Origin of the sequence: Sulfitobacter mediterraneus (assembly GCF_003054325.1) — a bacterium.
GTDB classification, from domain to species: Bacteria; Pseudomonadota; Alphaproteobacteria; order Rhodobacterales; family Rhodobacteraceae; genus Sulfitobacter; species Sulfitobacter mediterraneus.
On record NZ_QBKU01000012.1, the window covers coordinates 26565 to 42301 of the forward strand.

Annotated in this window: 13 protein-coding genes; 9 read left to right on the forward strand and 4 right to left on the reverse strand. The window is 61.0% G+C overall.

Annotation, left to right across the window (positions count from 1 at the left end):
* Positions 1–103 precede the first annotated feature (103 nt).
* From C8N31_RS17035 to C8N31_RS17045, 3 genes are read left to right on the forward strand one after another with little or no spacing between them, the layout of a single operon-like run.
* Positions 104–1084, forward strand: a complete 981-nt coding sequence (locus C8N31_RS17035; RefSeq protein WP_025046486.1) for a membrane dipeptidase — start codon at positions 104–106, stop codon at positions 1082–1084.
* A complete protein-coding gene (locus C8N31_RS17040; RefSeq protein WP_025046485.1) occupies positions 1081–2724 on the forward strand; it encodes a hypothetical protein in 1644 nt (547 codons plus the stop codon). Before C8N31_RS17035 ends, C8N31_RS17040 begins: the two co-directional genes overlap by 4 nt.
* Positions 2721–3212 (forward strand): hypothetical protein, encoded by a 492-nt coding sequence (locus tag C8N31_RS17045; protein ID WP_051544550.1) that lies wholly within the window; start codon positions 2721–2723, stop codon positions 3210–3212. The genes C8N31_RS17040 and C8N31_RS17045 overlap by 4 nt, the downstream gene beginning before the upstream one ends.
* 92 nt (positions 3213–3304) lie before the next feature.
* Here C8N31_RS17045 and hrpB read toward each other — a convergent pair whose 3' ends face one another.
* On the reverse strand, positions 3305–5719 hold the full coding sequence (hrpB, locus tag C8N31_RS17050; RefSeq protein ID WP_025046483.1) for an ATP-dependent helicase HrpB: 2415 nt from the start codon (positions 5717–5719) through the stop codon (positions 3305–3307).
* Positions 5720–5797: 78 nt separating this feature from the next.
* Between hrpB and meaB the strand changes: the two genes are divergently transcribed.
* Positions 5798–6772 (forward strand): methylmalonyl Co-A mutase-associated GTPase MeaB, encoded by a 975-nt coding sequence (gene meaB, locus C8N31_RS17055; protein ID WP_025046482.1) that lies wholly within the window; start codon positions 5798–5800, stop codon positions 6770–6772.
* A gap of 15 nt (positions 6773–6787) precedes the next feature.
* Here meaB and C8N31_RS17060 read toward each other — a convergent pair whose 3' ends face one another.
* The 3 genes from C8N31_RS17060 to fsa all read right to left on the reverse strand — a co-directional run bounded on the left by C8N31_RS17060 (position 6788) and on the right by fsa (position 9325).
* The gene (locus C8N31_RS17060; RefSeq protein ID WP_025046481.1) at positions 6788–7705 is read right to left on the reverse strand and encodes a tyrosine recombinase XerC; all 918 of its coding nucleotides are present in this window, start codon (positions 7703–7705) and stop codon (positions 6788–6790) included.
* Between the two features lie 29 nt (positions 7706–7734).
* Positions 7735–8442, reverse strand: a complete 708-nt coding sequence (locus tag C8N31_RS17065; RefSeq protein ID WP_025046480.1) for a DUF484 family protein — start codon at positions 8440–8442, stop codon at positions 7735–7737.
* 229 nt (positions 8443–8671) lie between these two features.
* Positions 8672–9325, reverse strand: a complete 654-nt coding sequence (fsa, locus tag C8N31_RS17070) for a fructose-6-phosphate aldolase (RefSeq protein ID WP_025046479.1) — start codon at positions 9323–9325, stop codon at positions 8672–8674.
* A 103-nt stretch (positions 9326–9428) separates the two neighbouring features.
* Between fsa and C8N31_RS17075 the strand changes: the two genes are divergently transcribed.
* From C8N31_RS17075 to C8N31_RS17095, 5 genes are all read left to right on the forward strand, one after another.
* Positions 9429–11624, forward strand: coding sequence for a primosomal protein N' (locus C8N31_RS17075; protein WP_025046478.1), 2196 nt, complete (start codon positions 9429–9431; stop codon positions 11622–11624).
* Between the two features lie 118 nt (positions 11625–11742).
* Positions 11743–12975, forward strand: a complete 1233-nt coding sequence (locus C8N31_RS17080; RefSeq protein ID WP_025046477.1) for an MFS transporter — start codon at positions 11743–11745, stop codon at positions 12973–12975.
* Between the two features lie 3 nt (positions 12976–12978).
* On the forward strand, positions 12979–14370 hold the full coding sequence (locus C8N31_RS17085; protein WP_231476669.1) for an MATE family efflux transporter: 1392 nt from the start codon (positions 12979–12981) through the stop codon (positions 14368–14370).
* Entirely contained in the window at positions 14370–15242 is an 873-nt protein-coding gene (locus tag C8N31_RS17090; RefSeq protein ID WP_025046475.1) for a 50S ribosomal protein L11 methyltransferase, read from the forward strand. Before C8N31_RS17085 ends, C8N31_RS17090 begins: the two co-directional genes overlap by 1 nt.
* A gap of 147 nt (positions 15243–15389) precedes the next feature.
* On the forward strand, positions 15390–15701 hold the full coding sequence (locus C8N31_RS17095) for a hypothetical protein (RefSeq protein WP_170116173.1): 312 nt from the start codon (positions 15390–15392) through the stop codon (positions 15699–15701).
* Positions 15702–15737: the final 36 nt, after the last annotated feature.

Sequence of the window (15737 nt, forward strand, 5' to 3'; positions counted from 1 at the left end):
TGGCATCCCCGGCCACGCCACTTGATCATGAGCGACGCTGCATTTTGCCCAACAGGTCGTTTTCTGTGTTGAGAAAATGCAGCACCGGGCGCATGCTGGTGATATGAAAGCCCCCCTGATTGATAACCTGCAATACGCCAATTTTTCCCCCGCGATCTTTGAACAGATGCGGCAGGGCGGCGTGGATGCGGTGCATGTGACCATCGCCTATCACGAAAACTTCCGTGAAATGGTCCTTAACCTTGAACGCTGGAACCGCTGGTTCGAGGACCATCCCGATTTGATTTTCAAAGGCACAAGCGCCGCCGATGTGGAGCTGGCCCAAGCAACCGGACGCACCGCGATCTTTTTCGGCTTTCAAAACCCAAGCCCCATCGAAGATGACATCGGCTTGGTCGAGATTTGCCATCAGCTTGGCATTCGCTTTATGCAGCTGACCTATAACAACCAATCCCTGCTCGCCACGGGGTGTTATGAGGATGACGACACCGGCCTGACCCGTATGGGCCGCGAGGTGGTGGCCGAGATGAACCGCGTTGGCATGGTTGTGGATATGTCCCATTCGGCGGACCGCTCCACGCTCGAAGCCATTGACCATTCCACCCGCCCGATTGCCATCACCCATGCCAATCCGCATTGGTGGCACGCCGCACTGCGCAACAAATCGGATGAGGTGCTCAAGGCGCTGACCGGGGCAGGGGGCATGCTCGGCTTTTCGGTCTATCCACACCACCTTGCCGGCGGCTCTGATTGTACGCTTGAGAGCTTCTGCACCATGATCGCCGAAGCTGCCGACCGCTACGGGGCGCAGCATCTCGGAATTGGCACAGATCTTTGCCAGGACCAGCCCGACAGCATCGTCACATGGATGCGTGTGGGCCGCTGGACCAAAGGCATCGACTATGGCGAAGGGTCCGCCAACAACGCAGGTTTCCCCCCAATGCCAAGTTGGTTCAACGACAACCGCGATTTTGGAAACATTCGCAAAGGTCTGACTGATGCTGGACTGAGCGTTGCCGATGTCGACGGGATCATGGGCGGCAATTGGGCGCGATTCTACGCCCATAGCTTTGGTCCGGCATGAAGGACGAGGTGATTCCACCACATGTGCCCCTGCGCCCACCGGATGAGGTGATGCGTCTGGCGCGGATGGGGTCCATGTTTCCCACGCGCCTGTCGTTTCTGCGCAGCATGATCCGGCGGCTGGCACGGGAAAACGCCCAAATCACTCGCCCGGTCTGGAATATGGATGAGGGAGGTTTTGGCCATGCAGTCTATTCGCTGCGCTTTGGCGGCCATGAATACTCATTGGTGGCGATCTCCACCGATCTGCCACCTGAACTGCGCACCGACCGCGTAATCGCCACTGCATGGGACAGCGCCTATGTCCTTTATGACGGGGTGCCGGACGCAAATGAGATCGCCCGCATCGCCGCCGCCGCCCCCAAACAAGAGGCAGCCCGCTTTAGCGAACGTGATCTGGTCCTGAGCCGCGCCAACAAATCCGTGCGCCTGTTTGCCCATGTGGTGCAAGCCTTGCAGGACGGCCAGCAACCGGATGAAAAGATGATCCGCGACGTTGGCTATCTGATGCGCACCACGGCGGTTTATGGCAACGGCAAGTTTGGCATTGCCGACCGCGCATTGATCGCGGATCGTCCCGGTCTGGAAGGGCCGTTCGCCGCCGAAATGCTCACGGTCTGGCTGATCCGTCATTTCACCCATGATCTGGTCGAACATGTGGGCGGTGGCCAACTGGCCCTCCACATCAAACGTCACCTAGGGATCGGCAATTCCACGGGCCTAGGCATGGCACCCTTTCTGGTGACCCATCCGGTGCTGCTGAACAACTGGATGATGGCGCGTGAGACTGCATTGGCGCGGGTCCGCGCTATCGAAACATTGACCAAAGCCCAGCAAGACCGCCTCGCGGACCTGTCTCATCGGGCGGCCAAACATCTGGCGGAATGGGATGTGCCTGATCCAAGCCATCAGGCCCGCATCGTCACGCTGCGGGCGGACTGGCAGTCGATCCTGTCAGATCTGAAATTTGACGGCACGCGCCCGCTGGACAAAGCCATGGAACAGGCCGCCCGCTACAGCTTCGATGTGCAGGAATTGATGGCGGCGCTGGTAATCGAACCCTTTGCAGAACTGGTCGATGGTCTGTGCGATTGTATGGCCGACCCGCAAGGCCCGTTTTGCCCACCGCTGAGCGATACCGACGCCTTGCGTGCCGCCATCCGGGACCATTTCAACTGGGCGCTTGTGCCGGACTATGACGCAGAGACCGGCTGCGGCCAGTTCTGGTATGTGTCCGAAGCGAAACAGGAACCCCGCCTCGGACTGCGGTTTTCTGAGCCCGGCGCAGAACTGGAAAGCCCGCTGGACATCGGACGCCAGATCAAAGCGCTGAACGCCGCTCTGCCAGAGCAAAGCCAGCCGGTCTCCGCCTTTCTGGCCGCGTTTCCCCAGCACGCCATGGCGGTAGACCGGGTGCAACTGGGCGCGGTGCATCCCTATGCGGAGATCCGCGATAACCTGATCGCGACCTCCTGCCTGCCCATCGACATGCTGCGCTGCAAACTGTCGTTCTTTGGTGCATCCAAGTTTGACCCAAAGTCGGACCGCTGGACCCGGATCACCCTATGCCAAGGTGCGCCGCTCGCGGATGAATTGAACGCAGCGGCCGATGATTGGTGGCTGCCGGTGTTTGCCCCATGATCGGCTCCGCAAACGAAGTGATGAACCTCGCCGCAAAGGCGGCACGCGGCGGCGGCGCCCCCGTGGCACAAGCCTATGCCTTTGGCCGCGCGGCAGCCTGCCACCTCATCGCGAACCGACCCGCGGCGGATTTGAACGCAGCGTTTGATGCCCTGCCAAAGGGCCCCATCCTCGATCTGCCCTTGCTGCTGATGGCCTGCGCCGAAGCCCGGCAGAATGAGGCAGAGATCCCTGCTGGTCCACTGCCCGACCTCACGCTGAGCTATGCCCAAAGCCAGTCTTTCGCCTGCACCGCGACACGTTCGGGCAGTCAAATCACCTTATCGCAGACCTTCGATCAGCCGGCAGCCCAATTGCCCGTCAAACGCGTCACTCTGCCCGATGCGCTGGCCGCGAGAATGCAGACCCTTGCCGCAGGCCTTCTGGTCCCCGAAACCGAAGCCTCCCGCCGCGCAGGCGCAGGCGCGGGCCTCACCGACAACGACTGATCTGCCCTTTTTGGCTCCAAATATTCTTGGGGGGTTTGGGGGGCAAACAGCCCCCCATCATCAAAAAGGAATGCGGCGCAGCCGCGCATGTGTCACGTCCCGCGCGGCTTGGCCCGCAAGGTCGGATCGGCCACAGTGGGGTCTTCGGGCCAAGGATGGCGCGGATAACGCCCGCGCATATCCTTGCGCACATCCAGATAGGAACTGACCCAAAACCCCGGTAAATCTGTTGTCACCTGCACAGGGCGCTGGGCGGGAGACAGCAGGGTGATCTGCAAGGGTTGCCCGGCGACCAGCGGATGCCGTGTGACGCCAAAAACCTCCTGCAAACGCAGCGAAATTTGCGGCTGCGCACCGGAATAATCAATCGGAACCTTGCGGCCCAGCGGCGTTTCGAAATGCGCCGGGGCAGCACGATCAAGTGCTTGGGTCTGATCCCAATCCAAACGTCCGCGCAGGGCTGGCAACAGATCAAACCCCTTCCAATCCCCCGCGCTGCGCACCCCGGTCAGATGCGGCAACAGCCACTCCTCCAACGTCTCCAGCAAATTTGCCTCAGAGAAATCAGGAAACCCATCGCCCATCAATGTCGCACGAGACAAAAACCGCTGGGCCGCGGCGGAGGGCAAGAGCCCAAGCTGTCGCACACCGTCCAGCATGGCCAGGGCCACAGCCTCGGGCGCTGCGTCGGGCCAGTTGCGATCCTCCAGAACCAAAGCACCAAAACATTCCTGCTGGCGCGTCAACACGCGGTTTTCGCGCCGCGACCAGATGCAGACATCCTGCCATTGGATTTGATCTGCAAAGACCGCCCGCAGTTCGGCCTCGCTGATCCGGGCGGCTTGCCGGACTCTGGCCTCGCGCGGATCACCATCCAGGTCGGTGGCAACAATCAAATGCTCCCCCGCCATCGCATCGCTTTGCGGCATCACCGCGCCCTTGCCGCCAGACAGGACATACCGCGGCGCGTCACCTTTGCGGCGCAGGCCCACACGATCCGGATAGGCCAATGCCGCCAAAACCCCGATGTCGTCAGAGCCGTGCCCGTCTTGCCCTTTCGCCAGCCGCTTGGCCTCTTGACGGATCCGGGCCAGCGTTGGCGCGTGGGCTTGCGCGGCGCCGCCTTGGCCGCGAATGGCCGCCATGCGCAACGACAGATCAACGCCAGCGCCGCGCAGCGGATCACGTTCCGCTAGCAGCGCTGCCAAAGTTGGGGCAAGCCGGCCGCCCTTGGCCACCATATGCGCCAAACGCGGATGCAGCGGCAGCCGCGCCAGCGCCCGCCCATGCGCGGTGATCCGGCCTTGCGCATCCAAAGCTTCAAGCATGCGCAGCACATTCTGCGCCTCAATCAGTCGTCCGTCATGGGGCGGCGTGACAAAGGCCAGCTCATCCGCCTGCGTCCCCCAAAGCGCCAGTTCCAGCGCAAATCCGGTGAGGTCTCCCGCCTCGATCTCTGCGGGCGGGTAGGCGGCCAATGCCCCTTCTTCGCCCTTGGTCCAAAGCTTGTAGGCCACCCCTTCGGACACGCGCCCCGCGCGGCCTGCCCGCTGCGTGGCCTCGGCGCGGGTGACTTTTTCCGTGACCAGCCGGGACATGCCAGAGGCCGCATCAAACCGCGCCCGCCGCGCCCGTCCGCCATCCACCACAATGGTAATCCCCTCAATCGTGAGAGAGGTTTCCGCAATTGACGTGGCCAAAACCACCTTGCGCCCATTCTGCGCCGGGCGGATCGCGGCCCGTTGCGCCTTGAAATCCATCGCACCGAACAGTGGTGCGATGGTGCAATTGGCAGGCACCTGCGCCGCCAGCAGGCTTTCAACCCGCCGGATTTCGCCTTCGCCCGGTAGAAACACCAGCGCCGATCCCTTCGCCTCCGCCAGCGCGGTCAGAACCAGATCAGAGACCGCATTCTCAAAGCGCTCTTTGCCAATCGGGCGAGACAACCAGCGCGGCTCAACAGGAAACGACCGCCCCTCGGATGTGACAATCGGCGCCTGCATCAGCTCGGCGACCGGTGCGGCGTCCAGGGTGGCGGACATGGCCACCAACAACAGATCGTCGCGCAGCGCCCCGGCCACCTCAAGGCACAGGGCCAGCCCCAGATCGGCATTGAGGGACCGTTCGTGAAATTCGTCAAAAATCACCGCGCCAACGCCCGGCAAATCAGGATCGCCCTGCAACATGCGGGTCAAAATACCCTCGGTTACCACCTCGATCCGGGTGTTCTTGCCGATCGCAGAGGCGCCGCGCACGCGGTAGCCAACGGTCTGTCCGACCTCTTGACCCAACGTGGCCGCCATCCGCTCCGCTGCCGCGCGCGCGGCAAGGCGGCGCGGCTCCAGCATCAGGATGCGACCTTTGGTCAGATCTGCCTCCAGCATTGCCAGTGGCACGCGGGTGGTCTTGCCTGCGCCGGGCGGCGCTTGCAACACCGCGCGGCCCGTGCTGCGCAGGGCGGCAATAACCTGCGGCAATACGTCGTCGATGGGCGAAGCAAATGACATAGCGCTTTATCGGGCATAGAAAGGGCCGCGCCAAGGGCAGGGGATGGACATTTCACCGCCGTCCCGCGAAAAAGCACCATGGATATTCAAGACCTTGCCCAACGGGTCACCGCCGGAGAGCGCCGCGCCCTGGCCCGTGCAATCACATTGGTTGAATCGGCCCGCGATGATCACCGCGCGGCGGCCACCACGCTGCTCGCCGCATTGCCGCAAGACCGTCAGGCGCTGCGCGTTGGCCTGTCCGGCACGCCGGGGGTGGGCAAATCCACCTTTATCGAGAGCTTTGGCATGATGTTGACCGCGCAGGGCAAGCGCGTGGCGGTGCTTGCTGTTGATCCGTCATCGTCGCGCTCTGGCGGGTCGATCTTGGGCGATAAGACCCGCATGGACCATCTCAGCCGTGATCCAAATGCCTTTATCCGCCCGTCCCCCAGCCAGACCCATCTGGGCGGCGTGGCCCGCCGCACCCGCGAGGCCGTGCGCCTGTGCGAGGCAGCCGGATTTGATGTGGTGTTGATTGAGACTGTCGGCGTTGGCCAATCCGAAACGGTGGTGGCGGAAATGTCTGATTTGTTCTTGCTGCTGCTGGCTCCGGCGGGCGGGGATGAGTTGCAGGGCGTTAAACGCGGCATCATGGAAATGGCCGATGTGATCCTGGTTAACAAGGCCGACGGCGATTTGAAAGCCGCCGCAACCCGCACCTGCGCCGATTATGCCGGTGCCCTTAGACTGCTCCGCAAACGCCCGCAAGATCCGGACGGCTACCCCAAGGCGATGACCGTTTCTGCCCTACAAGAGAACGGGCTGGGCGAAGCATGGGAGGCGCTGGAAACCCTCACTGACTGGCGCCGCGCCAATGGGTTTTGGGATCGCACCCGCGCAGCGCAGGCCCGCTATTGGTTCAATGAAGATGTGAAACAGCGGCTTTTGGCACGCTTGCAGGTGCCCGCCGCACAGGCCGCATTGGCCGATCTGGGGGATAAGGTCGCTGAAGGCGCAGTCGATCCGTCCGCAGCAGCGCAGGATTTTGTGGATCAGCTTGGTAAGGGATAACCCACGTATTGGCGCCTAGCCCGCTTTGGGATGCGCCTTGTTGTAGACGTCCATCAAACGCGCGGTATCAACCGCCGTATAGGCCTGTGTCGTGGACAGGGACGCATGGCCCAAAAGTTCCTGAATAGCTCGCAAATCACCCCCCGCATCCAGCAGATGGGTGGCAAAGCTGTGGCGCATGGCATGCGGGGTTGCCGTGGCAGGCAAGCCAAGCTGCATCCGCGCATCTGCCATCACCTGCGCAATGGCCCGTGCGCCCAAAGCACCGCCCCGAATACCGCGAAACAGCGGCGCATCGTCCGACTGCATATGTGGGCAAAGGCGCAGATACTCTGCCACCGCCGCCTGTGCGGCAGGCAAGACCGGCACGACCCGTTCCTTGCCGCCTTTTCCTACGATCCGCAAAACTTCGGGGAGGGGTGCATCGGCCCCGCGCAGCCCCAAAGCCTCGGAAATACGCAAACCGCAGCCCCACAGCAGGGTCAGCACAGCCACATCCCGCGCCGAGACCCATGGCCGGTCTGACTGGATTTCGACACAGTCGAGCAATGCTTTGGCCGCATCCACTGCCAAGGGGCGGGGTAGTTTTTTGGTGAACTTGGGTGACCGCGTGGACAGAACCGCGGTTGGTTCAAACCCTTCGCGTTCGGACAGCCAGCGATAGAAGGCTTTGACCGAAGACAGCTTGCGGGCCATCGACCTCGGGCCAACATCGCCTGCACGTGTCTGCGCCATCCAGCTGCGCATGTCGGAAATGGTAATCTTGGACAACGCGCCAAGGCCTTGGGCATCGCCCTTGTGCACGGTCATAAAGGCCAGAAAATCGGCAACATCACCCTGATAGGCGGTTAATGTGTTCTCCGCCGCACCTTTCAGCGCCCGTTGCTGGGACAGCCAGTTTTGCAAGGCATCTCGCGCGGCAAGGCTGATCAACCCGGGATGTTCAGATTTGGCAGGGCCGCTCAAGACAGCCAGCGGCGCATCGCACGCTCAAACACACCGGTAAAGAATGACAGCAGATCGGTGCCTTGCTGCGGGCCGAACATATGTGGATCTTCTGCACCAAAGACCAGCAAACCGGGCAGCCGGCCTTCGCCGAAGTCCAGCTTGAGACAGGCCTCGGAGCGAATCCAATCCGCCTTTTCGCCAAAGATCTCTTCGGAACCGTCCTGAACACCGCGCAGGGTGACCTGCCGGGGCGGCGTGCTGCGTCCGCGCGTGAGGTAGTCGTCAATAAACCCCGGCTCGGCCACGCTGAGAACCTCGCCCAACCGTTTGACCGCCGGATCATTGTCGTTCTGCACCGATTCCAGCACCAGCTTGACCGCGTCCACCCGAAGGATCTCTGCAACCTCGCCGCCCAGATCGCGCAGAAAGGTTTCAAATTCTACCGGATCAAGCATCCGCAGGATCGCACGGTGGATCTGATTGGTACCGGCCAGATTTTCATAAGCGGCGGCGATGACACTACGGTGCGTGTCCTCAAGCCGATCCAGTCGACCTTCGAGCCGTTCCATCGCGATGCCGCGCAGATCGACGATATTACCGCCCATCGCCTTTTCATTGGCCGCGATCAGGGCCTGCATCACATCGCTGTCATCCAGAATGACATCGGGCTGTGTGATGATCGCCTCGCGCAGGGCGTCATCAATCTTGGGATTGCTGCTCATGGTCGTCTCTTTTTTATTTGCGCCCGTATAGCATGGTTGCAGAACAAAATCTGCCCCCTGCGGCGTTCTTTTTTATCGGGCCTTGGCGCTGTGGCCATTCCGCGTCATTCGGGCTGGCCAGGCCATGGCTGTGCCGCGCCCATTGGCTTCATTTGGCCCAAAAAACTCAAACCCGCCGCTGCGACGGGCGCAGCGGCGGGTTGGGTCCACCTAAAGCGGAGATTTTAAATCAGAGAATATTTTGACCTGTCTTGGCCCAATCTTTCATAAATTGGTCAAGGCCCTTGTCGGTCAACATGTGACCGGCCAGCTTTTTGATCACTTCTGGCGGTGCGGTCATCACATCAGCGCCGATCAAGGCGCAATCCTGCACGTGGTTCACTGACCGGATCGAGGCGGCGAGGATCTGGGTGTCATAGCCGTAGTTGTCATAGATCGTGCGGATGTCCTGGATCAGTTCCAGCCCATCAAGGTGCATGTCGTCCAATCGGCCAATGAAGGGGCTGATAAAGGTCGCGCCGGCCTTGGCGGCGAGCAGCGCCTGATTGGCAGAGAAACACAAGGTGACGTTGACCATTTTGCCTTCGCCAGACAACACTTTACACGCCTTAAGCCCGTCCCATGTGAGGGGCAGTTTGACGGTGATGTTGTCTGCAATCTCGGCCAGCTTGCGGCCCTCGGCGATCATTGCGTCCGCTTCCATAGCGACCACTTCGGCGCTCACGGGGCCATCCACCAGATCACAGATCTCCTTGGTGACTTCCAGAATGTCGCGCCCTGATTTCAGGATCAGCGACGGGTTGGTGGTGACGCCGTCCACCATGCCCAGATCATTCAGTTCGGCAATGGCGTCGATTTCGGCGGTATCTACGAAAAATTTCATCTCAGTGTCCTTGCGCTTGAGGAAGGGAGCCTTGATCCTGCCTTTACCGCATGATCTGACCTGCTTAAACCCTGAAAACCCCTTTGCCTGATCGGAGCCCTTGGTGAGCACACCGGAATATTATGACCATGGCGCCTTGGTCGCGGTGTTGACCACGCAGCCCTTGGGCAAGGCGCTGGATTATAAAGCGCCCGAGGGCGGATGTTTTCTGGGGGCTTTTGTCGAGGTGCCGCTGGGCCCGCGCAAGGTTCTGGGCGTGGTCTGGGGGCCGGGGCAGGGCGACTATGACATATCAAAGGTGCGCCATGTGATCCGGGTGCTGGACGCAACGCCCATGCGCAGCGAGATGCGCGAATTTCTGACCCGCGCAGCGGCCTATACCCTCACACCAATGCCCGCAATGCTGCGCCTTGCGACCCGTGCACCGGGGCTGGGCGATTCACCTTCGATGCGCAAGATCTATCGGCGCGGCACTGGTACGCCGCCGCGCATGACCGATGCCCGCACCCGTGTTCTGGAAACGCTGGAGGAATACGGCGATCTGGCCTTCACCCTCAAGGAACTGGCCGAAATGGCCGGGGTCACGCCCTCGGTGGTCAAAGGATTGGCGCAAAGCGGCGCAGTGTTCGAAGAAGACAGCCCGCGCGATCTGCCGTTTCCCCGGCTTGATCCCGCACTGCCGGGCAAACAGCTGACCGAGGATCAGGCCAAGGGCGCGGAAATGCTGGCCGAGGCTGTGCGATCAGAGACCTATGGCACAACCTTGCTGCGCGGGGTGACGGGATCGGGGAAAACTGAGGTTTATCTCGAAGCGGTGGCCGCCGCCCTTCACGCTGGACGGCAGGCTCTGGTGCTTTTGCCAGAGATCGCCCTGACCGAACAATTCTTGCACCGTGTCGAAGAACGCTTTGGCGCGAAACCTGCCGAATGGCATTCCGGCGCGACGATGACGGAACGGCGGCGCATCTGGCGGATGGTCGGGCAGGGCAAGGCGCAATTGGTGATCGGGGCACGCTCGGCCTTGTTTTTGCCCTATCAGAACCTTGGCCTGATCGTCGTGGATGAAGAACACGACAGTTCCTACAAACAAGAAGAGGGCGTTCTTTATAATGCCCGAGATATGGCCGTGCTGCGGGCGGCGATCTGCGGGGCGCAGGTGGTGCTGGCCTCCGCCACACCCAGCCTTGAGACATGGGCCAACGTAGAGGCGGGCAAATACCGGCGGCTTGACCTGACCTCCCGTTTTGGCCCGGCGGTGATGCCGACCATGGGCGCGATTGATATGCGGGGCGAGGCCCTGCCAAGTGACAAATGGGTGTCGCCCAGCCTGCAAGCCGAGGTCAACAAACGGCTGGAAAAGGGTGAACAGGCGATGTTGTTCATCAACCGCCGCGGCTATGCGCCAATCACGCTCTGCCGGGCCTGCGGGCATCAGATCGGCTGTGATCATTGTGACGCGCGAATGGTAGAACACCGGTTCCTGAAACGTCTGGTCTGTCACCAATGCGGCGAAAGCAAACCGATGCCAGAGGCTTGCCCGTCCTGCGAAGCGGTGGACAAACTGGCCCCGGTTGGGCCGGGTGTGGAACGGCTGGGCGAAGAGGCGCTGGCGCTGTGGCCGGGTGCCAAGGTCGCCACGCTCAGCTCGGATATGTACGGGTCTGCCCGCGCCCTCAAGGCCGAGATTGCAGGTATTGCCGATGGCGCGGCGGATATCATCATTGGTACACAGCTGGTGGCCAAGGGGCATAACTTTCCCAACCTTACGCTTGTGGGGGTGATCGACGCGGATCTGGGTTTGATGGGATCGGATCTGCGCGCAGCGGAACGCACTTTTCAACTGATGCGGCAGGTGGCGGGCCGTGCGGGCCGGGCCGAAGCGGCGGGCACGGCCCTTTTGCAGACGTACCAGCCGGAGCATCCGGTGATCCGCGCCATTCTGGCCGGTGACGAAGAAGCCTTCTGGAGCGCCGAAGCGAGCGAGCGCAAACAAGCAGGGGTGCCGCCCTATGGCCGGATGGCTGGGATCATCCTAAGCGGCCCGGACGTGGCGCAGGTGTTTGATGCAGGCAATCTTCTGGCCCGCCAAGACGGCCCGCTCAGGGCCATCGGGGCGCAGGTCTTTGGCCCGGCCGCCGCCCCGATCGCGCGGGTGCGCGGCCGGCACCGGGTGCGATTGCTGGTCAAGGCGGATAAATCCGCGCCCCTGCAGGATGCTCTGGCCCGCTGGGTTGCACAGGTCCGGTTGAAGGGGGATTTACGGCTGGCGGTGGATATCGATCCGCAAAGCTTTTACTAATTCGCAAAGGTTGGATGAGTTTTTTAGCCAAATGAAGCAGGGGGGCTGTGCGCCCTTGCACGGATGGACCTGTGTTTTGGGTCTCGTCAATTCTTGGTTGCAGGCGTATTGAACCCCCATGGCACAGTATATCACCCTCGAAGACGCCAAGACGCTGCCCTTTTGGCGGCGGCCGGTTGCGCTGCTTTTCTTGATGGCTTTGGCGATGCCGATTGCCTTCAACACATGGTCGGCGTTGCTGAATAACTTTGTGATTGAGGTCGCGGAGTTCGACGGTTCTGACATCGGGCTGCTGCATACTGTGCGGGAAATTCCGGGGTTTCTGGCGGTTGGTGTGATCGCCATTATCATTTTTGTGCGCGAACAGGTGCTTGGGCTGGTGTCCTTGATCCTGTTGGGCGTTGCCACCGCCGTGACGGCGTGGTTCCCCTCGATGGGCGGGATTTTGACGATCACCATGCTCAGCTCCATCGGATTTCACTATTACGAGACCGTCAATCAATCGTTGCAGCTGCAGTGGCTCAAGATCGAAGACGCGCCGCGCATGTTGGGCTGGTTGATGGCGGCAGGATCACTTGCCACGTTGATCGCCTATCTGGCGATTATGGGTCTGTGGGAGACGCTGAACCTAACCTATAACATAGTCTATCTGATCGGCGGCGGTGTCACTGTTTTGATCGCCATAGTTGCGATGCTCGCCTATCCACAGTTCGAAGCGCCGACCGTGCAGATCAAAAAGATGGTCCTGCGCCGCCGCTATTGGCTATATTATGCGCTGCAATTCATGTCGGGCGCGCGGCGGCAGATCTTTGTGGTGTTTGCGGGCTTTATGATGGTCGAACGGTTCGGGTTCGAAGTGCATGAGATCACCACACTCTATCTGATCAACCTGATTGCGAACATGATCTTTGCCCCGTTGATGGGCCGCGCTGTGGGCTATTTTGGTGAACGCAAGGCGCTGGGCTTTGAATATGTCGGGCTGATCTTGGTGTTTCTCAGCTATGGTGGGGTTTACTACCTGGGTTGGGGTGTGGTTGTGGCGGCCACACTTTATGTGCTGGATCACATGTTCTTTGCCCTCGCGCTGGCGCTCAAAACCTATTTCCAGAAAATCGCCGATCCGGCGGATATCGCGCCCACGGCGGCGGTGGCCTTTACCATCAATCATATCGCGGCGGTATTTCTGCCGGTTGGGCTGGGTCTTTTGTGGCTGATCTCGCCTGCGTTGGTGTTTGTGCTGGCCGCTGCGATGGCGGCTATATCGCTCATGCTGGCGATGTTGATCCCGCGCCACCCCGAACCGGGGCATGAGACGATATTTTCCCGCCCGCTGGCGCAGGCGGCGGAATAACCGATGTCCGAGGGGCGTTTCCTGACCGGCGGCACGATGGGCCATGTGGTGAGGATGACGGCCACCGGCGCGATGGGCATTACCTTTGTGTTTCTGGTGGATGCGGCGAACCTTTTGTGGGTCTCGCAGCTGGGTGATCCGCAATTGGTTGCCGCCATCGGGTTTGCCTATGCGGCGCAGTTCTTTTCTGTCTCGGTCAATGTCGGCCTGATGATTGCGGCCACTGCCGTGATTTCCAGATCTATCGGCGAAGGGCGGCGCGATCAGGCACGGCGGCAGGCCGGGGCAGGCATTGCAATTGCGGTCTGCGTCATGGCCTTGGTGGCGGCGGTGATAGTTGTGCTACGCCATCAATTGGTTGGCCTTGCGGGCGCCGAAGGAGAAACGGCGCGGCTGGCGGCGCGTTATCTGGCAATCACAGTGCCATCGCTGCTGCCGATGGCGGTCTCGCTGATCTGTTCGGGGGCACTGCGGGCCGAAGGGTTTGGCGCCAAGGCGATGTATATCACGCTGCTGTCGGGGCTGGTGTTGCTGGTGTTGGACCCGATCCTGATCTTCTGGCTGGAATGGGGGCTGGATGGTGCGGCCATCGGTTTGGTGCTGTTCCGGTTCAGCCTGATGGGGCTTGGCCTTTTCTATGCGGTGCATCAATGCGGGTTGGTAGACAGGCCTCGCCTGCGAACCCTGCGCAATATCTCGGCCCCTTTTATCGCGGTGGCGATCCCTGCGGTGGCGACGCAAATGTCAACGCCGGCGGGCAATTACATCCTGACCATTGTGATGGCGCAGTTTGGCGATGATGCGGTGGCCGCTTGGGCGGTGGTGGGGCGCCTGACCGTGGTGGTCTTTGGTGGCATCTTTGCGCTGTCCGGCGCAATCGGGGGGATCTTTGGCCAGAATTACGGCGCGGGCCAGATGGACCGTGTGCGCAGCACCTACCGTGACGCGTTGCTGTTTTGCCTGTGCTATACTCTGGTGGCTTGGGCTTTGCTTTATGCCGCGACGCCGCTGGTGGTGCAGGTCTTTGCGCTGGACGGACAGGGGGCCGAGGTGCTGCGCGCCTTTACCCTCGTCGGGGTGGGCGGGTTTGTCTTTATCGGGGCGCTTTTTGTGTCCAACGCGGCGTTCAACAGTCTGGGCAAACCGGGGCGATCAACCTTGGTGAACTGGATCAAGGACGGCGCGATCAGCTGGCCAGCCGCCGCCGGGTTCGCGGCGCTGTTTGGCGCACCGGGGGTGATCTATGGACAGGCGGCTGCTGGCGCTGTGATGGGGCTGATTGCCGCGATCTGGGGCTGGCACTACGTGGCCCGCCTTGAAGGGCAGCCACCTCTGGCCCTTGACCCCGCCCATCCACGGCCCTACCCGAACCCCGACAGACATCGGAGAAGATAATGACCACATTCACTGCGCTCACCACTTTGACAGGCCGCGATCAGGCCTATGCCCTTGGCGATGCGATGGAGCGGCTGGAGCCGGAGCCAACAGGCGTCGGCGTTTTCGAGATGGAAGACGGATCGGGCCTGTGGGAGGTCGGCGGTTATTTCGAAGAGGCGCCCGATGAAACAGCCCTGACGTTGCTGGCCACGGCGATGGGGGCAAAACCCTTTGTTGTGTCCGAGCTGCCGGAAACCGATTGGGTGGCCCATGTGCGCCGCGAACTGGCCCCGGTCGAGGCAGGGCGTTTCTTTGTCTACGGCAGCCATGACGCGGACAAAGTGCCCGAGGGCAGTGAGCCATTGTTGATTGAGGCGGCGATGGCCTTTGGCACAGGCCATCACGGCACAACGCTGGGATGTCTACGGGCGCTGGACCGGTTGGCGAATGATGGCTTTCACGGACGCAATGTGGTCGACATCGGGTGCGGCACGGCGGTTTTGGCGATGGGCGCGGCACGGATCTGGCCCGAAACGGTTCTGGCCAGTGATATCGACGAGGTTGCCGTGGATGTGGCGGCTGCAAATGTATTGGCCAATGGGCTTGAGGGCCGGGTGAAATGTGTCGAGGCCGCAGGCTTTGATCATCCCGACCTCGCAGCGGCAGCACCGTTTGATCTGGTGTTTGCAAATATCCTTAAAGGGCCGTTGATCGCCTTGGCCCCGGATATGGCGCAAGCCCTGCAACCGGGCGGTTATGCGATTCTTTCGGGGATTCTGAACGAACAGGCGGACGAGGTGATTGAGGTTTATGCACGATCTGGCATCAATCTGGTCCACCGCGAAAGCATTGTTGACTGGACGACATTAACCTTACGGATTGGGTCTTAACTTTCGGCCATTTTCGGTCTTATTTTCCCGATTTGCCCAGTTTTCGCCACATTTCATGGCTAATACTTTCTTAACAGCGGTGGGGGCCGACTGTTGAGAGAGACTGTCATGGTAGAAACGCATGATCACTTCGTGAACCGGCTAGAAATGCTGGGCGAAAAGCACGCCAAAATGACGCGTGGCTACGGTACCAAGATCAGTACCAGCGGTTTGATTGTTATCGAACCGAAAGAGGAACGTCGCAATTGGGCGTTTCCGGTCAAGCTGGTGATGATGGCGCTGCTCGGCTTTTTGGGCTTCAAGGTATTTATGTTGGCGACAGTGGGTCCTGAGACCTACAATGATCGTCTGGCCAAGCTGGAAAACGGCACAATCATCGAAAAAGCTGGCGCCTTTGCCCTGGCTGTCGATCCGGTGACAGCTAAGCTGGCAGAAACAGCGGTGACCAAACTGAAATAATCTGGAACGGCCCCACACATGGGGTCGGATCCCTCC